25 protein-coding genes and 3 pseudogenes are annotated in these 24,974 nt (G+C 54.8%); 14 read left to right on the top strand and 14 right to left on the bottom strand.

Annotated elements, in window-relative coordinates:
* Positions 1 to 415 precede the first annotated feature (415 nt).
* The 6 genes and pseudogenes from DVK05_RS16260 to DVK05_RS16235 all read left to right on the top strand — a co-directional run.
* The gene (locus tag DVK05_RS16260; protein WP_121564904.1) at positions 416 to 1,717 is read left to right on the top strand and encodes a site-specific recombinase; all 1,302 of its coding nucleotides are present in this window, start codon (positions 416 to 418) and stop codon (positions 1,715 to 1,717) included.
* 308 nt (positions 1,718 to 2,025) lie between these two features.
* Positions 2,026 to 2,679, top strand: a complete 654-nt coding sequence (locus DVK05_RS16255; RefSeq protein WP_121564919.1) for a helix-turn-helix domain-containing protein — start codon at positions 2,026 to 2,028, stop codon at positions 2,677 to 2,679.
* A gap of 14 nt (positions 2,680 to 2,693) precedes the next feature.
* Positions 2,694 to 3,251 (top strand): hypothetical protein, encoded by a 558-nt coding sequence (locus DVK05_RS16250; protein ID WP_121564917.1) that lies wholly within the window; start codon positions 2,694 to 2,696, stop codon positions 3,249 to 3,251.
* A 278-nt stretch (positions 3,252 to 3,529) separates the two neighbouring features.
* Complete coding sequence (locus tag DVK05_RS16245) at positions 3,530 to 4,522, top strand: ParA family protein (RefSeq protein ID WP_121564902.1); 993 nt, start codon at positions 3,530 to 3,532, stop codon at positions 4,520 to 4,522.
* Positions 4,522 to 5,010 carry a hypothetical protein gene (locus DVK05_RS16240; RefSeq protein ID WP_121564900.1) on the top strand — a complete coding sequence of 163 codons (489 nt, stop codon included), beginning with the start codon at positions 4,522 to 4,524 and terminating at the stop codon, positions 5,008 to 5,010. The genes DVK05_RS16245 and DVK05_RS16240 overlap by 1 nt, the downstream gene beginning before the upstream one ends.
* A 284-nt stretch (positions 5,011 to 5,294) precedes the next feature.
* Positions 5,295 to 5,393 (top strand): annotated as a pseudogene (locus DVK05_RS16235) (transposase); the annotation flags it as partial.
* On the opposite strand, the pseudogene DVK05_RS16230 reads toward DVK05_RS16235, so the two are convergent.
* Together DVK05_RS16230 and DVK05_RS16225 are read right to left on the bottom strand one after the other, a co-directional pair.
* Positions 5,381 to 5,626, bottom strand: a pseudogene (locus DVK05_RS16230) (type II toxin-antitoxin system HicA family toxin); the annotation flags it as partial. The pseudogenes DVK05_RS16235 and DVK05_RS16230 overlap by 13 nt on opposite strands.
* 5 nt (positions 5,627 to 5,631) lie before the next feature.
* Positions 5,632 to 5,934, bottom strand: coding sequence for a type II toxin-antitoxin system HicB family antitoxin (locus DVK05_RS16225; RefSeq protein ID WP_121564898.1), 303 nt, complete (start codon positions 5,932 to 5,934; stop codon positions 5,632 to 5,634).
* A 281-nt stretch (positions 5,935 to 6,215) separates the two neighbouring features.
* Between DVK05_RS16225 and DVK05_RS17155 the strand changes: the two genes are divergently transcribed.
* The 4 genes from DVK05_RS17155 (at position 6,216) to DVK05_RS16205 (ending at position 8,331) form a co-directional block, all read left to right on the top strand.
* Positions 6,216 to 6,377: a hypothetical protein gene (locus DVK05_RS17155; protein ID WP_158598868.1), complete on the top strand. Its 162-nt coding sequence runs from the start codon at positions 6,216 to 6,218 to the stop codon at positions 6,375 to 6,377.
* 52 nt (positions 6,378 to 6,429) lie between these two features.
* Entirely contained in the window at positions 6,430 to 6,639 is a 210-nt protein-coding gene (locus DVK05_RS16220; protein ID WP_233559459.1) for a hypothetical protein, read from the top strand.
* Positions 6,640 to 7,424: 785 nt separating this feature from the next.
* Positions 7,425 to 7,670, top strand: coding sequence for a hypothetical protein (locus tag DVK05_RS16210; protein WP_094583154.1), 246 nt, complete (start codon positions 7,425 to 7,427; stop codon positions 7,668 to 7,670).
* A complete protein-coding gene (locus tag DVK05_RS16205) occupies positions 7,663 to 8,331 on the top strand; it encodes a restriction endonuclease (protein ID WP_121564897.1) in 669 nt (222 codons plus the stop codon). Before DVK05_RS16210 ends, DVK05_RS16205 begins: the two co-directional genes overlap by 8 nt.
* Before the next feature lie 200 nt (positions 8,332 to 8,531).
* Here the strand turns inward: DVK05_RS16205 and DVK05_RS16200 are convergent, their stop codons facing one another.
* The 6 genes from DVK05_RS16200 to DVK05_RS16175 form a co-directional block, all read right to left on the bottom strand.
* Positions 8,532 to 9,578, bottom strand: coding sequence for a restriction endonuclease (locus DVK05_RS16200; protein WP_121564895.1), 1,047 nt, complete (start codon positions 9,576 to 9,578; stop codon positions 8,532 to 8,534).
* On the bottom strand, positions 9,575 to 10,261 hold the full coding sequence (locus DVK05_RS17610; protein ID WP_233559457.1) for a hypothetical protein: 687 nt from the start codon (positions 10,259 to 10,261) through the stop codon (positions 9,575 to 9,577). Before DVK05_RS17610 ends, DVK05_RS16200 begins: the two co-directional genes overlap by 4 nt.
* Positions 10,261 to 10,602 (bottom strand): hypothetical protein, encoded by a 342-nt coding sequence (locus DVK05_RS16190; protein ID WP_121564893.1) that lies wholly within the window; start codon positions 10,600 to 10,602, stop codon positions 10,261 to 10,263. The genes DVK05_RS17610 and DVK05_RS16190 overlap by 1 nt, the downstream gene beginning before the upstream one ends.
* A gap of 503 nt (positions 10,603 to 11,105) precedes the next feature.
* Positions 11,106 to 12,767, bottom strand: coding sequence for a tyrosine-type recombinase/integrase (locus DVK05_RS16185; protein WP_121564891.1), 1,662 nt, complete (start codon positions 12,765 to 12,767; stop codon positions 11,106 to 11,108).
* 512 nt (positions 12,768 to 13,279) lie between these two features.
* Entirely contained in the window at positions 13,280 to 16,489 is a 3,210-nt protein-coding gene (locus DVK05_RS16180) for a DUF5817 domain-containing protein (RefSeq protein ID WP_233559455.1), read from the bottom strand.
* A gap of 451 nt (positions 16,490 to 16,940) precedes the next feature.
* Complete coding sequence (locus tag DVK05_RS16175; protein ID WP_121564889.1) at positions 16,941 to 17,156, bottom strand: hypothetical protein; 216 nt, start codon at positions 17,154 to 17,156, stop codon at positions 16,941 to 16,943.
* 334 nt (positions 17,157 to 17,490) lie between these two features.
* Here DVK05_RS16175 and DVK05_RS17035 point away from each other — a divergent pair, with 334 nt between their 5' ends.
* The 4 genes and pseudogenes from DVK05_RS17035 (at position 17,491) to DVK05_RS16160 (ending at position 20,166) form a co-directional block, all read left to right on the top strand.
* Positions 17,491 to 18,381 carry a hypothetical protein gene (locus DVK05_RS17035; protein ID WP_147437818.1) on the top strand — a complete coding sequence of 297 codons (891 nt, stop codon included), beginning with the start codon at positions 17,491 to 17,493 and terminating at the stop codon, positions 18,379 to 18,381.
* 223 nt (positions 18,382 to 18,604) lie between these two features.
* Complete coding sequence (locus DVK05_RS16170) at positions 18,605 to 19,000, top strand: helix-turn-helix domain-containing protein (RefSeq protein WP_158598867.1); 396 nt, start codon at positions 18,605 to 18,607, stop codon at positions 18,998 to 19,000.
* Positions 19,001 to 19,014: 14 nt separating this feature from the next.
* Positions 19,015 to 19,188 (top strand): annotated as a pseudogene (locus DVK05_RS17750) (transcriptional regulator); the annotation flags it as partial.
* A gap of 630 nt (positions 19,189 to 19,818) precedes the next feature.
* Positions 19,819 to 20,166 (top strand): DUF6788 family protein, encoded by a 348-nt coding sequence (locus tag DVK05_RS16160; RefSeq protein ID WP_121564885.1) that lies wholly within the window; start codon positions 19,819 to 19,821, stop codon positions 20,164 to 20,166.
* A gap of 62 nt (positions 20,167 to 20,228) precedes the next feature.
* Here the strand turns inward: DVK05_RS16160 and DVK05_RS16155 are convergent, their stop codons facing one another.
* From DVK05_RS16155 to DVK05_RS16145, 6 genes are all read right to left on the bottom strand, one after another.
* Positions 20,229 to 20,924 (bottom strand): nucleotidyltransferase domain-containing protein, encoded by a 696-nt coding sequence (locus tag DVK05_RS16155; protein WP_121564883.1) that lies wholly within the window; start codon positions 20,922 to 20,924, stop codon positions 20,229 to 20,231.
* Positions 20,925 to 20,992: 68 nt separating this feature from the next.
* Positions 20,993 to 21,418 (bottom strand): hypothetical protein, encoded by a 426-nt coding sequence (locus DVK05_RS17030; protein WP_147437816.1) that lies wholly within the window; start codon positions 21,416 to 21,418, stop codon positions 20,993 to 20,995.
* 296 nt (positions 21,419 to 21,714) lie between these two features.
* Positions 21,715 to 22,134, bottom strand: a complete 420-nt coding sequence (locus tag DVK05_RS17025; protein WP_147437814.1) for a hypothetical protein — start codon at positions 22,132 to 22,134, stop codon at positions 21,715 to 21,717.
* A gap of 239 nt (positions 22,135 to 22,373) precedes the next feature.
* The gene (locus DVK05_RS16150; protein ID WP_121564881.1) at positions 22,374 to 22,811 is read right to left on the bottom strand and encodes a TRAM domain-containing protein; all 438 of its coding nucleotides are present in this window, start codon (positions 22,809 to 22,811) and stop codon (positions 22,374 to 22,376) included.
* Between the two features lie 103 nt (positions 22,812 to 22,914).
* The gene (locus DVK05_RS17020; protein ID WP_147437812.1) at positions 22,915 to 23,208 is read right to left on the bottom strand and encodes a hypothetical protein; all 294 of its coding nucleotides are present in this window, start codon (positions 23,206 to 23,208) and stop codon (positions 22,915 to 22,917) included.
* Between the two features lie 159 nt (positions 23,209 to 23,367).
* Positions 23,368 to 24,351 carry a hypothetical protein gene (locus DVK05_RS16145; RefSeq protein WP_121564879.1) on the bottom strand — a complete coding sequence of 328 codons (984 nt, stop codon included), beginning with the start codon at positions 24,349 to 24,351 and terminating at the stop codon, positions 23,368 to 23,370.
* Positions 24,352 to 24,974: the final 623 nt, after the last annotated feature.

Genomic DNA, 24,974 nt, shown 5'->3' with positions numbered 1-24,974 from the left:
CTATCGGAATTGTGAACGCTACGCGATAGGTCTCTCAGAAACGCATTTCGAGGCCCGCTCGGCCACTTCTTTCAGATGACTTAGCCTCGAAACCTGTGCATCATAGACCCATCTTCGCAACATCAGGGCGGGAGAAATGGATATAGCGATATACAATACAAAATGTGTCCGTACCGCTTAGATAGGCTCTCGAAGCCGATATCACTCGATAAGCACTCACAGACTCACATGTTCGCAAGATCTGCTTACTTTGTCTTATCTAAGTAAGACAAAGTAAACTCTTAGTGACCGCCATCCGTGGCCCCAAACGAGCCAGATCCAAAACTATGCCCGACGCTTCCCCACACAGTCGCTCCGGCCGGATCGTCGCGTCCGCAGCGGTGATCCGACGGCACAACCCCTACCCGGTGGCCCAATGACGGACCGGCGCTCTGTCGAGACGCCGGTCGAGGACACGTTCACGAAATATCTCACGGACAAGGGAAAGGGCGACGCCGGCGAAGAGGGCGCATACCGAACGGACGCTGAGCGCGAACTGAATCGATTCCGACGCTGGTGTCTCGGCGCGACCGCCGACTCCGCGAACGCCTCCCCGCCGGAGTCATGGGCGGGCGTCGTCGACGGCGACACCGTCCGGTTCGCGGACCTCGACACCACGGTCTTCTCGGACTACGCACGGTACCTCTCGACCGCCGGATACGCCGCCGGGACCGTCCTCACCTACTACGCGCACGTCGCGTCGTGGTGCGGATGGGCGCACGCGCAGGGGTACATTCCCCGACACTACGCCCGGGAGTCGGACGCCGAGGACCCTCTTCCCGAAAACGACGGTCGCCGACCGGGCGACCAGCAGGCGTGGGAGCCGATCCACCGCGACCTGATCACGCAGTTCGTTGACCGTCGGGTCTCCGAAGCATTCGACGCACTCGGCGCTATTGAGGTTCCTCACACTGATCGGGATGATCCCAAAAGCGAGGCTTGGCAGGCCAAACAGAAAGCTCGATTCGAGGCGTACCAGCGGTGTCGTGAACAGGCGCTCGTGTACGTCGTCGCCTACACTGGCCTGCGCGGGTCGGAGTTCCTCTCGGCACCGAAAGAGGACCGAGAGGGCCGCAACGGGATACGCTGGCGTGACGTGTCATTTGCGGACAGCAGTGTGACGGTATTTCGGAAGAGTCGCGAGTGGAAGGAGGCATCGCTCCCTGAGCCCGTCATCAAACCGCTAAAACGGTACGCCGAGGTGCTAGATGTCCCGGAATCGTGGCCGGTATTCACGACACTGCATCGGCCGTCGCTCGCGAATCACGTCATCAGGGGGCTAGGTGGCGCCGGCCTCAACGACGACGCGATCGAGCGCGTCCGAACAGGCGCCCCCGACCTGATCGTCGCTGCCGAGCACGACCTCGACGCGCCGAAGCCGCTCACCACGGACGGCGCCCGGTCGATCATGGAGCGGCTCTGGAACGACGATGCGCTCACCGAGCGTCGCGACGAACTGGACCTCTCACTCGATGGCGATTACCTCGAACTACACGGCGGGCGGCGGGGCGTCGGTGAGGTCCTCGTTCGACAGTTCGGCTACGCCGCTGCAGCCCGGTATCTCGACAATAGCGAGGAACAGGTCCGCGAGGCCTACCAGCACATCGAGGCGGCTGAGCGCGCCGACATGGCGACAGAGGCGTTTTCACAGACAGACCAGCGAGTCAGTGACCAGTAGAGCTCTGTCGAGGTCAACGACGAATGGTGGCCGTATCCTCTGTGGTCAGTCCGTCAGAAAGCGATCATCCAGAGAACTGGTACCGCTTTTCGACGGACGTGACGAAGTCGAAGGCCTTGACGAGTTGAACTGCATCCTTGTAGCCATGCTGTGAGAGGGCACGCTCAATCCCGTGGAACGCGGCCAAATCATTCGTGTAGATGCCGATCGATTCTGTCCGTCCTTGTTCGAGGAGTGTTGGTGCTGCCCCACCCACTTCTACATCTGCTTGCTCTATCGTGTGCTCGGGACGACCGTGGCAAACATTTATACTTTCTAGTTTCGTAACTATATACACGGTGAGCTACGATACAGAGCACGTGCGAAACGCGGGTGACACACCGGGGATGATCATCGGAATCCCTACGTTCGCAGAATTACTCGATAACCCGTCTCTCGCTAGTCTCTATACATCGATTCGGCAGTCCGGGACTACCACGGGCCCTGAACTCGTTGAAACAACGACAGTCTCGAAGAAGACGGTGTACGACTATCTACATAAACTGGAACAGGCGGGCCTGATCAGCAACGTTGACCATGATAGCAGGACCGCCGTATACACCGCTGAAGAGTTCAAACTGACATTGACAGTCCGCGAGACAGAAGTCTCGATTACCCCTGAACTTATCGAAGTGATCGCCCAGAAAAACGAACATCCAGCGATCGAGCGGGTTCTCGAAGACCACGGTATCGTCACGTTCGCACTCGCGTACGACCTCGTGAAAGCACACAGTGAGGGGGGTATCACAATCCGGCAGATAGCGAGCCTCGCAGACCTTTCTTTTGGAACTGCGTATGATCTTGTCGAAGCCATCTATTCGATTCTCGATCTTGGTGACGAGGAGTCGGCCCCGACGACGTACACACCAGATGATTTCGATGAGGTTGAGAGCGATCCCCTCGAAGAATTTGACGGCAAGTAGGCCGAATGACGAGGATCTATACTGCGAATGTTGCGGACACGGTGATGTTTCGGAACTTGGGGAAGCACCCCAGTCCGCACCTACAATCACTCAAAAGTGCCGTAGAGGAAACCGGTACAGAAATTTGGGTGCCAGCAGCAGTCTACCACGAACTGACGGATACCGGGAGTGCTGACTCACCGACGAATCCGTACCTCGATATGGCTATCGAAGAAGGGTGGCTGCGGGTAGCCCCACCGCTTCCAGGTAACCGTACAGCGGGATTCGATAGTAGTGCTGGACCGGTTGAGAAAGCACGGTTCGTTGTAGATGAGTTTCTCAACCAGCAAAGCAAGTATCCAGAGACGAACAACTGGCAGGATGCAGCAGTAGTCGCGTTGGCAGTTCGACTGTTCGATGCGAATGCTCGAATCCGTGTGATCACCCACACAGCGGACAAAAATCTGGCCAAGGCGTGCGCTCGTATTCCTCCTGAATTTGGATACTACGATATCAAATCCCGATACTATAACCCGCCCCAGACAGCAAAGGCTGAGTTTCCAACTATTGACCAGCTTTCGTGGAATGAGTGATCCACCGCTAGGTCCAGCTCTGAGGCACTCGGTTTAATTATTGACATACATAACAGAAACCTGTTACAGACATCTGTTACAGGTGTCTGTAACAGATGCCTATTCTAGATAGTTCTATCAGGTGCATTCTTCAAGATCGAGATCCCATCGGTACCGCTTCTAATTCCAAAACAAATACAGATAGTTGTTACAGAAAAATGTTCTAGATATTCGTTACAGATTGTAGTCCCGAATGTCTGACACAGATATATGTAACAGGCAGTCATATGAGTCGATATATGATAACGACTGTCATCTACGCTGAGTCCGGGGGGACGTACAAAACGACCATGACAGCAAACCTCGCGGTCGCGTTCAAGCGGATGGGGCTTGATGTCCTCGTGATCGACTTAGACCCACAGACAGGAAATCTTACCTCACTCTTCGACGTCGGAGAGAACCGTGGGAACCCGGATGTAGATAATCTCGTGAAGCATATTCTGGAAATGCCTGATAGCGACTTCGACGATCTCATCGAGACCTCTGAGGAGGGCATCGACATAATTCCGAGCCACGACATGTTGGGGGACTTCACCTCCAACCTCGAGCAGAAAATCTCCTATGAAACTGGGATGAAGGGTATCTCTCGGGACGAGTACCCCCGCTTTGAGCTTCTATACAATCTCCTCTGGGAGCGAGAGCACTTGAACGAAAAGTACGACGCAGTCCTCATCGACCCTAACGCGCGCGCCGAAGACCTCCTGTACAATGCTATCTACGCGCTTCGGACGCTGGTAGCACCCGTTAAGCCAGCTGGGAAGGGAAGTCTCAGCCTCGATGGTCTCGAGGAGATGGTCGGAAACATGGAGACTGCGCTGGACATCGAAATCGGGCTTTCGTGCGTGGTTCCGTCCGGGGTCGGGCAGACGAACGCCCACAAGCAGTATCGGGATCAGTTCGAAAATACGGACTCCTTTGCAACGCCAGTCTCTATCGGCTCACGAGAGAGTCTGATGGACGCTATGTGGGAAGCCCGTGGCTCTGCGTTCAAAGTAGTCGAAGAAAGGTGGAAGACCTACGACGAGGGCGGCGAGATGATCACAGAGAAAGGTGAGCGAAGAGTGCCCGACCGTGAACTCGAAACGCTGGAGAAGCTATGGCAGCTGGCGGGATTCATTGCGACGGAGACGTTCGGTGTAGATGTAGACGACGAACTCGTCCTAGATATCGACGACTACGGGACTGAGACGATGCGGTTCAACCTCACAACTGAACCGGAGGTGGCTGACTAATGGGGGGAGATTCATTCAAATCTGGGTCAGGGAACCTCAACTTCGGTGACGAGGAGGAAGAAGCAGATGACGAACCAGAGAAACCCGATGATATCGCGAACGAGGAAGCGGATGATCAGGAGCCCGAGGTAGCCACCTCTGCTGAAGTAGAAGAATCTCGGACCTCCCGAAGAACGAAGAATACGAACAGTCCCAGCGAGAAAGGCACGACGACTACCCCGCCGGCCAGCGATACCGAAGCACACCAGTATCCGTACTTCGTACGTCGGAGTAATGTCGGAGACGAACGAGACAACCGGCTTGAGATCTTCGCTCGCGATGAAGTCGTCTCCCGAGAAGCGGAGTTTCGTAGCCGACTCGCCACGGAGCTCGGAGCTGATGATATCGCGAAGACAGACGCCCGTGAGTATGCACTTCTCGCGGCGTTCAACAATGTGAAGCACGTTGCAGAACTTATGAGAGGAGACGGGTACGGCGAACTCGATTAGCGGCTGTTTTCGTTCACTTCACCCTACAACCGCTGAGTTCTACTCCCTTTCCCCCACGGTGGCGCATACTTGATAGGAGACTTTAACGGCCTTAGAGATCTACGCAGTCCAGCCATTCAATGGGGGGAAGATTCTGACTGGTGTGCCCTGTTGGATCCGCAGAAAGCGTCGGGATCTGGTCACTCTATATTCGTCGCTCTTCCGAAGCAGATTGTTGGTCAGGTAGAGCTGTCGCTGTGAAAGCGTGGCGGGCAAGGGTGAGGCGAACGCGTCACCCGAACGCAATGTTCCCATTTGAATTGCTAAGTTCAGAGGCGAGCGCCGCGAACCTGCTGGAGCAGGTTCGTTGGCGTGAGGGCCTCTGTTGCCCGCACTGCCGGTCGATCCACTGACACCACTTCTCGAAGTCCTCCGCTCCGGACTGGTCTGCGATGTTACGGAGTGTTCCAGTTCAGATCCGATCGTGTTGCGGGAAGGAGACGACACGGACATCATCGTCGTTCGTCGGGTGCTCGTATCGAAGCTTGACGTGGCTGCCGGTCCGATCAACGATGGCAAAACGATTTTTCGAGAGTGCTTTGACGACATCGCGTCCAGAAAACTCAGGCGCTCCCATCCGACTTACTGCATGAACTCGGGGAGGCCATCGTTCTCGTCGCGAGCCTGCTGGACTTCATCAGGATCGATACCAAGTTCCTCAAGCACTTCTTTTTCCTCCTCCCAATTGTCGACCGAGTCACCAGTTTCTCCCTTGTGAAGTGCGACTGCCTCGTCAAGATTGTCGAGGGCATCTTGCCGCGTCTCACCCTGGCTTGCGACACCAGTCGCCTCGTCACAGGCGACCCACCAGCCGTCGTCGGCCTGAGTGAGCGTAATCGTTCGCCCACTCCGGAAGTCGTCGTTCGTACTCGTTTCGGTGCTCATTATCCCCATGTTACCTGAGCGGCGTGATAAGCATTCGGCCGTTGAGCGGCATTCCGTACAGAATCGACTCAACAACCGAGACATATGCGTACCCTGTAGTTGATGTCAGTCACGTTCGCAGGAGGTCTATCTGAAACAGATTAGCCAGAATATCTTGAACACTGACTCCATCACCTCCACGTCCTGCGGTTTCAGACTTAACCAACAGCCGGCAGTTCTACCACCAGTCGTTGGTTAAGACTGAGCAGAGCGGCTTTCCCGGGCCACATGGATCGGTGTGTATGGGCGATATCTTTCGCGTCAACTGCCCGGGCTGTGGAGAAGAGAAGGGCCCGATCGCGATGCACCCCGGCACCGTCGGCATTCACTGCTCGTGCGGGATCACCGCAACCGTGGACATCAGCGCGCAAGAAATCGATGAATGGTGGGAGCGGGAGAACTGACCTACCGGAGGCCGACACCTGCGTTTATTCTTCACACCGGGTAAGACGTGGTATGAGCCGTGAAACCCCCGACCCCGACATGATCTCGGACGAGGAGCTCACCGAACTGCTCGCCGATGCTGAGGGGACGACGCCCCTAAAGATCGAGCGCGGCGCTGCTAAACTCGATATCGTACCGCCTGAAAGGGCGACCATCGTCGACGTTGACAAGGCACAACTACCAGATGATGAGGGTAGAGGCGACAAAATCCACGACCAGTGAACAATTATCGAAATCGACTGTTACGCATCTTCTAACTCGTCGGCGTCGACCTCGCCTCCGAGATACTCTCGACCGAGATCAGATAGTTGGTAATATCCGTCGTTGTCCTTCACTAAGAGTCCTTTATCAGCTAATTCTGGCAACCGTCCCCGTACTGTAGAGTACCCGATGTTGTGGCCGTGCCGATTTAAATTCCGATAAAGAGGCTTCGGGGCAAGTTCTAGATCGTAGTCGTTGAGAAACTCCAAGATGACTAGATCAGTCATCGTCATCCACCCCGGAGTAGGCCGCATTTTCGCTACATCTAATGGGACCTTTGTTAGTTACGCTGGTTGTGTTCCCTGAATAGCCCATTTGAGCCAATAAATAGCCCATATAGGCTAACAGTTAATACATTAGAGCTCTCACGCTATACTCACGGACCCAGTCGGCCGTTGGTAACAACGCGCTGTGCGCAAAAAGACGCTGGCCGATCTGCGCCAATAGTTGGCCATGGGGTCCGTGGATACGCACGAACCCATGTATGCCGGTTCAACGCGGGGGCTTGTGACTCTCGTCAAAGACATAGAATCAATTTTGACTGACGAGTACCCGGCAGCACCCCCGACGATAGTATGGGTCGACCACGTGAGCCACAATCCGTTCAACTACCAGGACGACGGTCACCAACCAGACAATTCGCTCGCAATCAACAACATAAAATCAGCCATGACGACACCGCATCCGCCGAAGGCCGCGTCGCCTCGCAACCTACCGAGTCTGCCCCCGACAGACGGTACATCCCAATGAGCCGCCCAGCAATCGATCTTGAAACTGACGTCATCCGTGACCGTCCGCTAACCCAGGAAGAGGCAAAGATTCAGGTGGCGCTCTGTGATGACGACCCATCACAACTCATGCTTAGTGTCGGCGGGAACTGGGGTGTCACCTTCGCCGAACTCACTCCAACGGAAGCCCGTGCGATCGCAACAGCGCTTGAACATACGGCCGTGCGCGCTGCCGCTGCCACGGAGGTTTCAACTGATGAGTGATTTCTTCGATGAGCTCTCTGATGAACTCGACGCGCTCGGCGACCGCGACAAGCCAATCGACGATAGCCTCGAGCACGACCCGACGAGCGGCCGCTGGCTTGAACGCGAGACCGCTGAAGCCTTCGAGCGGTGGGGCTACCGGACAATGCGGAACGAGTACCTGTTCGGGCTCGAAACGGACGTCGTCGCCCGCAGAGAAACGCTCCAGAACGACCCGGCTGATTACCTCGTCGCCGAGTGTAAAGACTGGCACACGAAACTCGTCAAGCGGCAAGCAGTCGCCGACATCTCTCACCGAGCGCTGCTCGCGCGGGCGATGCCTGTCCTCGTTGTTGCGTGGGGCGTCACGAACCGGGCGTGGGCGCTTGCTCAGATGCTTGATGTCCGGATCCTCACGATTGAGGATCTCTCTGTAGACCCACTGCCCCCGCTTACTGAACACCGGCCGCCGCGGGGAACGCTTCGTACGCGGCGAGAACCCTCCGTGCGTGAGTTCAGAAGGCCGCTGCCACCCATCCTCATGCGGCAGTCCACCCGCGATGTCGAAGCGCCCGTATTCTATGCCAGTAGCAACGGCCCGTGTTACGTGCCAGATCGCGACGGCAACGATGCGTACGTCCCGGCCGCGGATGCCGAGTACGACTTCAACGGCTCACGCTAGCAACATCGTCGTAGAGTGGGGTGGCACAGAAAGGATATTTTCCACCAAATCACAAAGAACAGTTCAAGAACGTAACCAGGCGTTCTAGGCGATCTTACGTTGCTTATATCGAATCGACTAGGCGGTTCTATGACTCGCTTGATTCCGATCATCAGCTATCGAACCCCTCTCCTTCTTCGTGTGTTAGCCTATACTTTGAGTCAGTGCCCGGCTGCGGGATGCGTATCGTCGTCTCGATCGGTATCGATCGGTTCGTAGTCGTAGTCCATCCCCACGGGAGTGAAGCCAGGAACGTAGCTGAACCGTTTGCCAGGTTCTCCATAGGAGAACATCGCGGGGAGAGTGCCCCGATCAACACGAGCGTTGTACTGTGGAGGCCATTCGTTGAGTTCAGTCGTCAGCTTGTACACTTGAGGCGCAGGAAGCGCACCCCGTTCAAGATCCCGCAGATCGAGAATTCGAACTTCGAAGTGGCGGGCGAGCTCCTCAGCCCGAGGTGTGATCTCAGTTGTGTGACAGAGGATCGGCATTGCCCGGCAGACAAACGCTATCGTACACAGCCGGAAGATCGTCGATGGCGTGATCGTGTCGCTTGTCCAGTCTTTACACTGAGCGACAATCCAATCAGTCGGCTTTTGTTGTTTTGGCTTCCGGCTGGCGACGACATCGACCTCAAGACCGAACAGGTGCTGGCGCGTCTCTGCTCGATACCCCCACCGCATCAACGCGCGCTGGAGTTGATACTCAAGCCATCGTCCATCGCCAACCCCACGCCCAGCCACGTCTGCATAGACAGATCGGTGAGTAGAGAGCCTCTCAAGCTTCGTGGTGGTGTCCGTCGACTCCTCAAAAAGTGCGTCCTGAAGGATGACGATGTGGTCTCGAATCGTTCCGAGGGTTTGCTCGATTGAATGCTCTTGTGAGGTGTGGTCGTACCCCTGAATAGAGAGGTCCTCAAGCAGCCGATCGAGACGTAATTCGATATGATAAAGTGCCTGAGCAGGGCCATCCCACGTCACCACCTCATAATCGTCTTGGGACGGGGGATGCTCTGTATCCCCAATCTGTCGACGGGTCGTTTTGAGCGCGTACAACGCGAGGAACAACCGCCGCCGTGTGGTGACAGTTTGGACGGTCGTGAGTGTCTCTTCATCTGAGAGAGCGTCCCGGAACGCCTCAGTCGCGTCGATAAGCTTGGTGAGTCCACGATCGAAGCCCGGTGGAAGCGAGAGTGATTGGTCCGTCATTGAGAGAGCGGGCTGGGAGTAAAATCGTGGCGAGTCAGTGCGGTTTCTGAGAGCGGTCGGAGCGTTGGCTGTCCGTGAGTGCGAAGGTGGTGGTAGAACTCGTCTGTCGTCGCAGGATACCACTGTGGGCTGTCGCGCTCGCGGTAGCGGAGCTCGCCGTCGACAGAGACGACCACACCTTGTTTAGTTGTAGCCGTCTTCGCGAACACGAGCGCAGGCGGATCCGGACGCGCCCAGCTGTCACGGATCCACTCAACCATCGTTTCAAGCGGTGTCGGGTCGACGGGATCAGGGTACCGGGCGGCTGCTGGTGCGCGTATCGCGACGTCCTCGACACGGTCGCTACCACAGGAGCGCCACCCCGTGCCAGTCCACTCGAGTTCACGGCGTGTCCAAGACTCGTCTGTGCTGTCGGGTTCGAAGCGGAGGCGACGCGGTGGCGCACTCGGTGGGTTCCACTGAAGCAGGCAGGCACCGTCGTCAGCAAGCGTGACGTCATCGCGACGGCGACGAAACGCGAACAGTGCGGCGTCGATCTGTGCCCGTGCCCGCCGCAGGGTGGCGAGTGGATCGCCACCCGGCATCGAAACGACGTCGTCACCATCGTTGACCGCTTCGAACAGCCGGTGGAAATTGGAGTCAATCTCTCTGAGCGTCTCCAGTTCACGCTGGTGGTCAGCCATCAGGCACCCTCCGAGTCCGGCTTGTAACACGCAGTCTGGAGTCGACGGATGTGTTCGGCAAGCGGTTCGGTCGCGTCTGTCGAAGAGACGGACTTCGATCGGTCATCAAACGTGACTGCACCGCACTCATCGAGCGTCTTAAGATGCGATTGGGTCAGCGAGATGTAGACCGAGGTGCGTTCGTTGCTTCCGATTTTACTGGGGTCGATCGCGTTCTCAATGGCAGCGATTTCGACGGCCAGATCATCAGCCGAAATCTCTCCACGTGACTGTGAGAGTGAGAGCAAGACGCGGCGACGACGGCTGTTCGCAATGGCGTTGAACGCACTATCTGGATCCATCGGGATGGCAGAAACGGTCGGATCGTCAGTAGCATCGGCCACTCAGATCGCCTCCGCGATGATTGTTTGAGCGGTGTTTCGGTGGCGATGGTTCAGCGGGATTGTAGAACTGGACTGTACAACGCGGTGTATCTGTGGGCCAGTGTCGGGTGAAGCCCTCTGAAAAGCAGAGTTATCACTCCTGACCCTGTTTTGATTGATTGCTGTCATTGGTCGGCAGCACGATTCCTCCGGCGTCCTAGCGCCGGAGGGTTCCGTCAGGAATCGTGCATAAGTTGAAGAGAATCGGTTGTAACTTTTATAAGAGTGTCACAAACCGAGAGTCGGTTATTTAGCCTTTTGAGTGTCTCTAGAGTTGGAATTGGATGCTGTTCTTAATCACCTCTTAATCCACGCCTCACCACCAACCGGTAGTTAAAAATAATCAGTTATTACATCGGTTATTTTATATCAAATTATTAAGTGAAATAGACCAAGTAAGTAAAACCTGATCTCGAAATTATTCACAAGCGTGGGGGTTTCGGTTCAGTATGGTTGAGGTCCGGTAGATTAGTGGCGATGTACAGGAACCCGAGGACAAGACCGATAATTGCCCCAGGAGCCGCAGTAACTTGACCTGAGAGAACGTCGATAGAGAATATTCCGGTGTAGGCCCAAAATGTTCCGAAGATCACTGCCCAAGCACCAAACATGGTTGCAATACCAACAGCTCGCTTCGGCGACGGTGGGTAATACTCTAATTTGTCTGATGCCATAGTAGAGGCATGTTCAATTCGGAGGCGAGCGCGAGCCCAAGCACTAATTGGATCTGTGGCGGCTGACGATTCGTGTTTCGAGGTCTGTTCATTGTTACTGGATGTCTTCAACTCGTCGCGAATGTCGTCGACGAAATCATCGATGGCTTTCTGTACGTGTTCGTCACGCTCTGAGTCGCGTGCCTCTTGGATGTCCTCGAAGTCATGTACCTGGTCTTTTCCGAACACGGCCACGAAGTACGATTGAGCGAACTTACGGAAGTGATCTCGCTCTCCCTTGGCAGTCAAATAATGGAGGTCAATCACTTTGGCCGAGGAGACTCCCTGTTCGTCCGCAAGCATCTCGACATTAGCAAGCCACGCCTGGCGTGCGTTGCTATAGTGATTATACCAGAACGATCGGAACGACTTCGGTGTCGGCACCTCACCGTCGGGGAAGGTGACACCGGCGCGATTTATGATCGTTTCGACGGTGTCATTCACCCACCCAGGAGGCCGCGTTCCATCACGAGATTTTTTACTTGGGAATAGACACTCTCCGTCCCAATAGTCCAGCTCTTCGAGCTGGTCAATCCATGCTTCGATGACCTCTACACCGGCCATGATTGGTACAGTCGCTGCCCCAGTTTTCCGTTCATCATCGAAGACAATATACGGATCTTCTTGATTGAGGCGTAACTGGGAAATTTTCAGATTAGTTGGTTCGGCGCGACGTGTACCAGCCGCGACGAGAATAATGAGAAGCGCCTTTTCTTCTAGTGTTTCAGTTGCTTCCCAACATTTTCGAATCTGCTCTGGCTCAAGTTCGTGTTCAGGCGAGCGCCGGTCAAATTGGTAGCCCATCATTTTGCGAGCCCTATCAACCTCGTGGTCATCGATCTCGTTTACAATAGAGAGGTAATCTGCCCAGCGTGACAGGCTTCTTGTATAGTTTGATTGGGCGCCCTCTGTCTCAAGATGTGATGAGAGATGAGAGAGTAGTCGTAACAGGAGATCTGTGTCTGCCGGGGACTCCGACCGGACAATTCGAAGGAGGTCGGTACTTCCAAATTCAGCGTAAGCGACAGACGCCAGCTTCCGGAAATGCGACCTAGCATCATCAACACGGTTGTCCCCCCACGTGTTGAAGGTGTCCTGCTCCACTGTGAGCCAATCTTTGACGAGACGACGGGTTTGGGCATGGCGAATACCGAGCGCCTTCTTTTTTCGAGGTTCAAACCCACAGATGTTTTCTAATACCTCAGCAACCGACATATCGTTCCTCTGTGCAAATCCTCCGATCCCGCTATAGCCGTGATCACGTATCCATTCCTGAGTGGGTCGAACATCTGGATCGAGACCCTCAGCCAAGCGTTCTTCCCGGACTTTCGCCGGGAATTGTGTTCTTAATTTTTCTTCAGTCCACCGCATACCATGAACTCCCATGCGGGTATTATATACTTTTCCCCGTTTTTGAAATAAACGTTCAATATCAGTACACATAACACAGATATTCACTTTTTTGAATGCTCTCCAAAATGACTAAGAGAATAGGTGTTGGTTTTCGTTGCGGATTTTTGTTTTTATCATGGCGACGCTGTCTGTCAGTTGATTCCCAGCGGTTGTTGTCAAACCCGTGAAGTGTATATCAGAACCCCAAGACGGCACAGACTTGGGAGCGACGAAAGACGTACGTCTTTCGTCCGTACTACAACGATTTGTTCACAATTATTCCAAGAATAATGTGTTATAAAATAATTTCCCACTTTGTTGGACTTCCAAACGGAGGGGTTTGTTTTCCTATGAAAATACTACTACGATTGACACACCAAATCACCTTGTTTGTGTTTGGTGAATCGCCATAGGGCGGCCATTCTGCGAGAAGAATATTTACTGGGTCGGGTGTATCATCGATAGGCTCCGGATTCTCGTCAGAACTCACGTCACGTCGGGGTACCTCGGGTGGTCGCCTCATGAAGGCTCAGCTGACGGGGGCGTTTCCCCATCACCTCAACCTCTGGCTCGACGAGAGCAGCACCGGCGACAGCAGCGTCCTGTCGGTACAAGTCCCTTGCCGTGACTGCCCACAACGCTGGAAGAATCTCTTCGATCAATGGCCACGGCTCTGTGAGTTCAAGCAGGACATCGCCAGCGAAACCGACATCGTCCGGTGGAACTGGCCCATCCGGTCCGTGATGGGTTCTGGCTGTCCGCAGCGCTCCGGCCGCAGCGTGGACGTTGTTGCTGACAGTCGGATCACTCACCCACATTGGATAGATATCACGATACCGTTCGGGGAGGTTTCTGTCGTCTTGGTTCGTCTCCTCGAACGACAACTGCAGCCGGTAGCCGGCGTCCGTCATCGCGACGATCCCCGCATCGATGAGATCCGGGAGGTGGTCACGCAGCGATCGAGCCGAAACGCCAGCTCTCTCAGCAAGTTCCGTTTGGTTCACAAGTTCATCGCTTCCAGCGAGCGCCACAAGCGCTTTTCGCGGTGTCGACGACGCATCTCGGAGTACTTGCTCCGAAGACAGCGCTGCGATGATACGACGGAGTTCTACAGACCGGATGTGCCGCGTCTTATCTTCCGGCTCCAAGGCTCGAGCGACACCGTTCGCGATGGCCAGTGGCGATCGACACAATCCGTGGAGTACCGACACCGCCTCCGGCGTCGTGATTAGATTCTTCTCACGGAGAACCGAGTCGAGGAGGTCCTGGTACTGCGCCCGGCTCGTCGACGTTTGGACAGAGACTCGGACACCGATCTCGGGAGCGCCGTCCCGGATTTTCTTCGGTGAGACGTTAGATCGGAGTTTCTCAGCGAATACCTCTTGGCGGTCGCCGTAATCGGCGAACAGACACCACGACCCGATGAGCTCGCCGAACGGTTCTGCGGCGTCGACATCGACGTCCATCGACCAGCGGAGGACTTCGTCGCGATCCTCGAACAGCTGGCGGAACACAGAGGCCATGCCGTAGGTCGACCCGATCGCCGAGTTGATACCGACGAATTTCGCGATGGACGAGAGCTTCTCTTCGTCAAAATCGCTCTTGAACCGGGGCATCCGACCGATCCGGAGGACATCAACGCCGGCGAAGTCGAGTAGCCGCGTCATCACACCGATCACGCCGAGCGATTCAGTGAGTATCTGTGTCCGGAAGGCCGTCCGAGAGTCATATTCGCGATACTCGCCATGGGTCATATCCCGCGTCATCTCGCAGATATCCTCAAGAACACTCTGTATCCGGTTGCCGAACTCTTCGACGTTGTCGACGATGTCGTCACCGTCGGCGATCCACCCGAGGCACGCACTATTTTGGAGGATAGCAGGTGCTTCTTGGAGCAGCCGGCGGAAATCGCTGTTCTCGTCGAACCGATCTTCAGTCAGAAGGTTATCCCAGACAAACGCGTCACCCAACGTGCGAGCAGTACAGACCGCCCACTGCATCGGATTGTCGACCTCCGCGGCCACAGCCAAGCGATTTTCTTCCCAGTCCATATAGCGATAAGGAGCCGCCCGATCGTCCCACTCAGTGATGGCCGCATCGACTGTTGTAATGCCGTTCTCGGGGGTCGTCGCGACGGCAGCTTGGTAGGTAGAACGCGGAAGCGGCTGGATGGTGTGGAGTGCTGGGAGGCGGTCGCGGCTCCACCCGGTCACCCCCTCACGTGTGTGCGCGGGTCTAGACTCCAAATTGTCGCCGGATTTTCCGGCCCGACTCACAAAATTCTGAAGCGGCTTCTGCTGCGTCCCGAATCGTCCGATCTCTTCCAGTAGGCGTACCCCAGCCGGTCGAATCGCTACCTTGCTTCCATCACTGGTCCCGATCCGATCGGTCACCAGTTCGTGTTCGCGAAGCTGTCGGAGATGATACGCAACGTTGTTCCGTGACTGGTTGGGGTCGTCGTACGGGGCAACCCGGTAGAGCGCCTCGTAGGACGCAGTCTGGCCGGATTCCGCACCGATACGTTCGAGGGTTTCGACGACCTCACCATCCGTCTCGAGTGCCTCGAGAGCCGCGGCTACGTGGTCCTCAACGGCACCGGAAGCGCGTTGGCCTGTATTGCATTGCTGACTCACATCGAACGCTGCCACGTCCGGCACGTTCCCGTCAAGTTCGTCGATATCGATCTCCGGATCGTACGTCCATGCAAAGCGGCGCATCCAGATCGGTGATTCGAACACAACTCGAACATCCACCCCGTGACCGAGCCAACTGAGCAGCTGGACCATCCGCCGGCGCTGGTCAGCATGGTCGATCTCTCGGAACGACTCATCGATACGCACGGTGATCGTCGGCGTATGAACCGAGGCCGAGAGTAACGGCTTCACAATACGCCGGATGTCTTCGATTTCTCCGTTGAATCCGATACCCAGTGGGCCGAAGTCGGTATCACCGAGGCTGGAAAGGAACTCTACCGCCTGCTGGTGTTGCTCAGAGCCGACGTCCTTACACAAACTGAGCAGCGTCGACGTGGCAATTGACCCGTGAAGATTCTCGGCATCCTCTAGGGCGTCTTTGTCGACCATGCCCAGCTGATCGTCGACGATCGCTTCGAGCATCTGCCACGCGACTCCGTCACCGGTGCCACCAACGAGCTCACGAACGACAAGCGCGATATCCTCCTGAAGGACATCAACAAGACGCTGCCACAGCCCACCCGGCCGGCTGTCCTCGTTGAGACGTACCGTCCCTGACGACTCCGCGGGATACTGCTGGACCAGCCACAGACCTGAGTCCCCGTCGTGACGGAGATCCCCGAGGGAACGGTAATCGGGCTCATCGCCGGCTGCTTCATCCATCTCGTCGCCGTCCAGATGGTGATCATTCGAGAACTCACCAGTGATCACCTGGACGCCGAGCGGGTCGTCGACGATCTCGCGGTTCCACTCGCCTTCGAGCACGCTGTAGTGATCGACGTCGGCGAACTCATCGCCAGCGCTGCGCTTGTTCGCGAGCAGTGCCGACCGTTTCTCGACGGCGTCTTCCCATGTCTCCGCTCTCGCCCGGCGGCGTAACTTCTCGTCTGTATGGCGCGCTCCACACTGAGGACACTCGTGTTGGTCCGCAGGTCGCACGCCGACTACATCCTCGATGACCCAGTGTTCCGTACATTCGGCACATCCGACGACAGCGAAGCGACTCATCGGGAGGGCTCACCTCGATCAGATCCGGTTGCGTGCATACTGCGCTCTCGCACGCCATCTGACGCCAAACATCGCGTGAATCACCGAATTCACGCGGAAGAGGAGCAGCAGGGCCTAGTTCCGGTGAGACACAGATGCCACTCTGAGCACCGAAACGATTAAGCCACCTCGGGAGAAGATGAGAGTACGATTGGTTGTTTCACCGGGCTGCCAAGCCCTGTGTTCTCCCGGGATGACCCTCTGCTGCCACCAGGGGGGATGACCCCCTGATTCTACGTCATCTAGCTGTGCATATTAGATGGCGATGTAACGACTCTTCTTAATCCCATCGGTCAGATAGATCAACTGGTGGTTCCGTCCGACAGTTTTGCAAATTCGTGGCTCTGTTGAAATCCTCTTCTTTAGACACAGTATCGTCTGAAACGTCCGGTCGCTGAAGAGTGCGAAGTACTCAATTTGCTCTCATCTGTAGGGTTTCGTAGATCGCTCCTATGACGGAGATACTCAAGAGGACGAACAATGAAACATCCACGAGCGTGTTGAATGCCGTTGGCCCGTTGGAAATGAGGTCCTGTAGCGTATTCCACTGAAGTGATGCAAAGAGGAAACTCAGCAAAATAAGCATCATCAGCTCACGCCATTGCGGTATGTCACTGGTGGAGGGCATTATCCTGATTGTCCACCTCAGAAATAAAAATGTCTTCTGATGGGTATGTCTCCTGAATTGACCGCAGCCCGATTAGAATATATCACCTGTTGAGGATTTCAACAGAGCCAAATTCGTGGAAGACTCACGTTCTGTCGTCGGTGTGTTGGATCGATATCTCTAGTGATCTCTATCTTCATCCTCCTCTGTCAAGATTTCTTAGAAGAATTCTCTCGACAGTGCTCCAGAACCGACGAGAGAGTGGCTCGATCCCGGCGCAGTCTGCGGATTCAACAGAGCAGATCGGGTCCAAACATCCGAACGTACAAGACACCGCCTCCCAAGAAATATACAGATGAGTGTGCCGCTGCGTGACATCAGGCTGGTCCGCGACGGTGAGAAGCAGCGCGCTCCAAATTTGGTCGGTCTTGATGAATCGACTACAACGGTAGAAGGAACGCGATATACCATTGTAGTCGCCGTTCGTGCCGCTCGAGAGGACGAAATATCTCTTCTCCGCGCACTTATTGAAAATGATCTCCAGCCATTCAAGCATAAATCATCGTCACTACTCCGTTACGGGGATGTTTCTGTAAAGGAACGTGCTAGACGGGTCCAAGGACTTATCGAGGATCTTCGATCGCTACCGGTCTCTTGGAGTGCCATCCTCTGGGAGGGCCCCGACAAGGCTACTGGACTCGCAACATGCGCAGTTACAGCTGCAAAAAAATCAATCACGAACCCACTCCAAGTGGGAGACCTTGCCCATGGGTGTGGTAAAACAGCGTTCCTTCACGATGGTCGTGAAGATGCCCACAGCAATTATTTTCACCAGCTAAAGCGACAGATGCCTTCAGCATTCGACACCAGTTTTCAGCAGTCCATCTGTCCTGTTTTGTTGACGTTCATGGAGGGGGCTGATCGGACATATCCCGCGACGAATACGGCAGACTACATTGCTGGTCATATTACCCGTCAGTTGGAGAATGGTCGATCTGAGCTCCCTCCCCAGGTTCTCGATTTCGACCCATCATGGGTAGATCCTGCTCCTCAGGCAGAGGTCCCCTACCAACTTTACTCGATCCGTCCGATTCGCGAAGAGGGCGTCCGCTCTCGAGTACTCGCTTGGATTTTGGGAAAAGGAATCCCGATGAATCCGTCGCCAACAAATCGGGACCCGTACCGCGATCACGTAAGCCAGATCGACGACACTGCTGTGCGATCCTATCTACTGGAGGAACTGTAGATATGAAGACCGGATGTCGTCGGACCGTGAGCCACTACCTCACTATCCTAACCGGGAGAGGCGGCGCGTTACGCTAACCGCCTCCCCCGCATCCTCATGTATACATAACTCGGTCCAAATGAAAAGCGTTGCTAACATAAACGGGATTTTCTCATACAAGTCTGGGAAGTAGATTAACATGCCCGTTAATCTTTTTCTCAAGCAAGTATTAAGATTTGATACGATGAGCCAGCCTAAAGAGTACACCATATCAGACACGACTGAACTGGAAATTGGCGAAGGAGCATTCACTGCTCAGGAGAAAGAAGCACTACAATCTGTGGGGCTACTGAGTGTCAAATCGCACAGCAGTAACGGGGACGTAAATAGGGCATATATCGATATTGAGGCCCTTGCTAGGATGGCGTTTGAATACGATCTGCTTCGAAACGTAGCAAGCCGGGTTGAAATTGATATTCTTGAGGCCTTCCGACGTAGCGATGAGAACACGCTCACAACATCTGAAATTGCCAAGATGACTGAGCGACCAAAGTCAAGCGTCAGCCGGGCACTCTCTCAACTGGTTGAGAAGAACAAATTGACAAAAGTCCAAGCTGGTGTATATCGACACCCCCAGTAGCTCTCGATCAAAGGTCCGACGTCCACTCGAACCTGAAGCAGCTGGAAGTACTAGGCATCCTCACGCTCGAAGCGGGCAGGCCAAGCGATGCGATTCAACCTGTTGTTCCGTCCGACCGCATCGAGGTCCACATCGACTACCCGCTCGTCGATAGCGGCGACGCCGATGGGACTCCTACGAGCGCGTAGTCACCACCCACCGCTCTCGGAATGTCCTCGTGTGATAGCTACTCACGACCTGTAGTCACGCTACTGTCCCCGGAACAGTACTTTCACTCCGCTCGCCCGAAGTATAAGTCACAGAGTCTCAAATTTTGAGGAGAGGGAGCACCGCTGGGTCGGTTTCAACAACCGGATCAGCTCCAAAATAGTGTCACACGCTCCCTCTCCCCCTCGGAGTAGCCCGTGAACTCGTGAGAATGACTCCTGATGACCCAGAGACAGTCCGTGGCGACTGGTCGTTCTGCGGCGAGACAGTCACGAGTCGGCACGCAATCATCCACTATGAGACCGCTAGCGGTGACCCTGGCGTGTGGGCCGAATGTCCAAGCTGTGGCGAGATCGTTGACCCCACCGATGCTAGGTAAACAGTTCATCCAGCAGATCGTCAGGCTCGAGCCGTCATCGACAACGCACCACGAGTGCCGTCACTGTGGGTACAGCGTGGAGAAGGACGTCGATGAATGTCCACAGTGTGGCTCTCACGAGATTGCGGCCTACGATCTCGAGTAATTGCTGAGGTCCTCACGGTTGGTAGAGAAGATTCAATTTCTTATGTAGCACCTGAACGCTAATATGACCCCAATTGTTACATAAGGTATGAAGCAGCCGTCACCACCCACCTCGCTCCCGAAGTATCTCGCAGAGGGGCTCCCAAAACAGGATACAGAGACACTCCAGAAGGTACAGAACTATATTGAGGCGCTCATCGAGTATCGCGACCAGTCGGTTGACACCGACAAGCTTCCCGAGACTGCCGAACCCGTCGAGGAGTCCGACAGCACAGGAAGCGGGACCGTCGTCAAAGAGAAAGTCACCTGTGGCGACGACAGCTGTAAATGCGCAAGCGGGGATCCCGCGGATATGCACGGCCCGTATCTCTACCGCTACTATCGTGAGAATGGGACAATGAAATCGGAGTATGTCGGCAAGCCGGGGAATGAATAGTAGTGTGAGGGTGTCATAGAAGTCTTCTCACACCTACACAGGAATCACTCAATACAGACCCATCACTCATCGCCACCACCCTCCTTGAGGAGGAGCTTTTCGACTGTCTCAATCTTGTTAGTGCTGTAGATTGGGATTCCTGAAACGACAATTTCTCGGACGTCTTCTGTGTACGTGGGAATCGCGTGGACCGCCTCAACGTCGACGTCGTAAGCATACCTGTTCCCGTCGAACTCGGCGTCTTCGAGGTCGTGACCAACAGCGTTCGCCTCTCGTTGGTTTGGGGCTCGTTCGTTCGTGGTGAGTACCCAGACGTCGATGTCGCTGCGCCGATCGGCTTCGCCACGCGCGACACTTCCGTAAAGGACGATCCCGATGACGCCGTCGAGACGGCCAGTGAGCTCGTCGACCGCGGCTTTCACGGGTTTCTGGAACTCTGGTTGCGGTATTCGGAGGAGAGGGTCGTCCGGAACAGTGAGTCGCTCGCGGTTGATCTGAACGAGCCGTTGATTGTTCTCGGGCCATTCAACCACTAATCCGTTCTCGACGAGGGTATTGATCGCTCTCCGAACCGTCTGTTGGGAATGGCCAATCTGGTCAGCCACCTCGCGCATTGAGAACTGTTTGAATCGGTGGTTCGTTAAAAATAGCAAGATGTCGTTCGTTGCCTTGCTTTTGAATAAATCCGCGTCTGAGACGGGTATTGGAACAGATATGGATACACTCTGTGCGGGGTTTGATTCCATCTCATGGCTCATATGCCATGCTACGGCTCACTACTATATGAAATTTATAAATAAATGACACAGTAGTTAAAAATGACAAATCACTGGTCGTCATCGTTGTGTCCTTCAGATTCGACGGTTTGGGTGTCTTCTTCACCGTCACCAACGCTTGGATGAGGCCGATCCGGCTGTGCGTCGCTCCACGCTTTTGCTTCCTCTTCGCTCTCGATGATCGATCCAACCGACTCGTTGAGCGTGGAGAATACCTTTGAGAACCGGGTCGCTTCGACGAGTCGATGGTGATCGTCTGTGATCGCCCAATGATTTTTGCGGTGGCGAACGAGACCGCGATCTTTCAACCGACTCAAGTTCGTTCCCACGGTGTTCGGATCACGGTTGATTTCGTCTGCGATCTCGCGGCGTTTCCACGCTCGATCCCTGTTCTCGAGGAGGAACTTCACAACTGCCTCGCTAGTGGATAGTCCCTCCTCCCCGTTCCCCGCTGCTTCAAACTCTTCCATGTCCATTGTCATGGTCACGTGTTGGGTGTACTATTGTAAGAGTATGCTGCTGTGCTATGTGCTGTTGTGCTGAAGCAGATAGCCGTGTAAGCCGAGGTCATCATGTCGTCTAAAATCGGTTGGAGCCCCAGCTTGCGGTTATCGGCAACCAGCTGTTTCAGTCTGGAGGCTCTGTTGAAATCCTCAACAAGTGACACATTTTGACACGGTTGCGGTCAATCTAGGGGACTCACGAATCGCTCAGTACAGGAGACCTCCGGAACGGTTCCCAGAGTTTACTGGGTGGAGGAGTCGTTATATTTCTATTTTTCCTCAGATACGACACCTGATTGGCTCGGGGAAAATCGCCGTAAAGCAAACGCAACAGTAGATGATACAATCCCTATTGGGACGCCATATAACATTGCTCCCCCCACGCCGGTTAACAGTCCATAGTCAGGTTGAGGGTGATTAAGCGAGATGACACTATACAGGGCAGAGCCGTTTATGACGATCACGGCGACGGCGATACTCACGAGTATTCCGTCGTTGCGATATGTGTGTATCCCTGCCAGAAAAATCGCTGATACCGTGACTCCAAGAAATGAGTTTCCCATACCGGAATTTCCAACAAGATAGAGTTGACCGAAGAACAAGGCCATGAGAATGACCGAGTAGCCGAGATACCGAAGCGATAGGTTCAACGACTTCCCGAGAAGGAACGATCCTAACCGTGAGTTCATGTACCATGCTGACTCGCTGGTCGTATAAGCTTTTGATCGAGAAGGTCGCGGGAAATTAGGCATATAGATAGTACCCAAAACGAGCAGGTACTCTATGACCGGGTTCAATAAGCAAGCGCGTTCTATCGGCTGATTCGGCTGTGAATTCACGAAATAAATGTCGTGGCAAATCGTCTATGACACCCTATAGTAGTGTGAGAAGTTTGCGATAACCACCCGTTCGTGCCAACCTGCGGGTCCTAGACTTCCCCGCGAGGGGTGTCATCAACAACATCAGCGAACGCAACGTTCTCACGCACCTGTTGCATCTCGACGGTGACTCGGTCTCCAATATTTGTCTCGGGAACGATCACGACGTAACCGTGCTCAACTTTCGCGATCCCGTCACCTTGGTCACCGAGGTTCTCGATTTCAACGTCTCGCTGTTCACCTTCCTCAACAGGCGGGCCGTCGTATTCGTGTTGCTGACCAGTGTGGTCAGCTGACTGAGTGACCTCAGTCGTGTCGGTGGGTTCGGTATCCGACGTCGATGTCGATATGAGCGCAACACGGTACGTTTCACCCTCAGAGAGTGTTCCCGTGGCTATCTCACGGTCAGGCACAGGTATCTGGTAGGTGCCATCGTCTTGCTCAACAGTCGCAGTATACAGTGTCTGGAGCGTCTCAGAAATGTTCATAAATCGTGTATTATGTTGACTCGTGCCAGCGGACTTGTTTCTAGCGTTTCTAGCGTTTTCAACTGATTAGCGCCGGTCTGACCAAAGTACCCGAGAGACCACCTCAGGACTCATCGTCGGCATCAAACACGGCCGCAAAATCCTCGAGAAGCTCCTGCGGTGATCGCTCATCACCACGAGACGGCAAGGGTGCTTCCCAGCATTCGATCTCGAGTGTGCGCGCATTCGACACTGACTCCGGTTCGGTTGTCACATTGAAAATTCCGGTATGATAGATCGCGAGCAGTCGCTGCTCATGAACCGTAACGTAATCGATACCGGCCCGGTCTAGGACTGTTGAAACATTAGTAGGCACAGATAACGAGACAGAGACACTTGGAGACGCCGAGTCGGTCATACCAAGTTATAGGTCTATGCTAGTGATAAAAACCCGACTTGAGCACGGTCCGGGTACACTATCTGGTCAGTTGCCGTGGCCGGTCTGTCGTCTCCTAACGAGTACGATAGAACGGTCCTCCCGCAGTCTCGGCTGTGACAGTATCCGCCCAGACGCCGGCTACCCACCAGTTGAACGAGTGTGATAGGATGTCCCGGAGTCAAAACTAGTGAGTTCGGTGATACGTTGCTCCAACTCTTCGATTTCAACTTGGAGCTCGGTTGTGTCTTCGTCGGCTCCAGCCAACTGGTCTTTGAGCCCTTGGAGACGGGTTTCTTTCATCTCTTCGTCGACGTCTGCCTTGCGTACATACTCGCTCTCTTCAATCTCGTACACGTCGGATTCAGAGAGTGACGTTACCTCCAGCGCGTCGTCGAGTTTGCTCGTGTCGACGGTCAGCACGCGCTCGGGGTCGATCCCTTCTGCTTCCAGTCGCTCAAGGACCGTTTCGTCATCTTTGAGTGTTCGATTTCGGCGGACAGCCCGTTGAACGGACCCGTATTGACCACTCACAGGTTGATCGTGATGGAAGCGGTCAAGCAAGACGCCACGGACCTGCTGCCGAAGATCGTTGGCGTTGCGCTGGACATCGGACAGCAACGTGTAGAGGTTCACGAGCGTCGGCACGTCTAGTTCGGTGAGTGACGTCACATCGTGCTGCTCGAGCGCGTCGATCAACAGGAGGGCATCTGCATAGACCGGGATATCGGGCTCTTCTCGTGGACCATCGTCGTGTTCGACCGTATGGGCATCGACGAGTGGGGACGCTGTTGGCGTCTCGCTTTCAGAAAGGGTACCCTCCCGGTCGTCGATCGCGAATCGCGGATGGAGACTCATCACGGTGGCATACGGTTCAGCCCCGGGTGGGAGGCGATCGAGATCGAACGACCCAGTCGCATCGTCAACGCGCTCAAACAGCGTCTCGAACTGCTCTCGCTGGAGCGGGACGGTCTCACTGTCGGCCTGATACTCGATCAGCACTCGGTGTTGCTGGACGTCGGTAATGTGAAACGGCTTCTGAGAGAGCGGAGTGAGGAGTGTAGCGTCTGCTGGAAGCTCCTCCACGTTGTCGAGGAGATTCTCCCACGTCACTCGAAACGACATACTGGCGATTCAGTACTGCGAGACAAAAGCATACGGGCGTACGTGATTGAGCTCACCGTGATTAACCAACAGATAGCAGCAGAAGCGCCAGTTTGTTGGTTAATGGCTCGAACTTGTCCTCAGAGGTTCTTTCCAAGGTCTCCGACACCGCCTAGGTGTGGGGTGACAGAGGTCGTTTCGCGAGTTCCGTCTGTCCTGATTACTACCCCACCCCCCACTTTTCACGAGAGTTCTCAAATATATTCAGCACACAACTAAAATCGAGAGCTACAGTTCACCAAGGTCTGCTACCACCCACCCCACTTTTCACGAGAGTTGCTCCAGCTCTCGTTTCTCTGTACGAACATACCAACGTGGTCGTACTGTCTACAACCCCCCACCCCCCATTTTTCACGAGAGTTGCTGTTAGAGACTAGGTAGTGAAACGATGTCTGCTACTCTCTTAGCATTCTTCTACAGCACAATTAACCGCTACAATAGCTGTGCGGGTATGGTTTCGAGCGATGTGTTATAAAGGTTTGCGTGTTAATAAAGTGATCTCGATCCTCCCCCACCGTCTTTACCGCGGAACTCTCGTGAAAAGTGGGGGGAGGGGGTTCGTCATCTCTGTCTGGTTTTGTTCG

Origin of the sequence: Halorubrum sp. Atlit-8R (genome assembly GCF_003666025.1) — an archaeon.
GTDB classification, from domain to species: domain Archaea; phylum Halobacteriota; class Halobacteria; order Halobacteriales; family Haloferacaceae; genus Halorubrum; species Halorubrum salinarum.
Note: the sequence above shows the minus strand (reverse complement) of the source record. Positions and strands in the feature narration are given on the sequence as shown.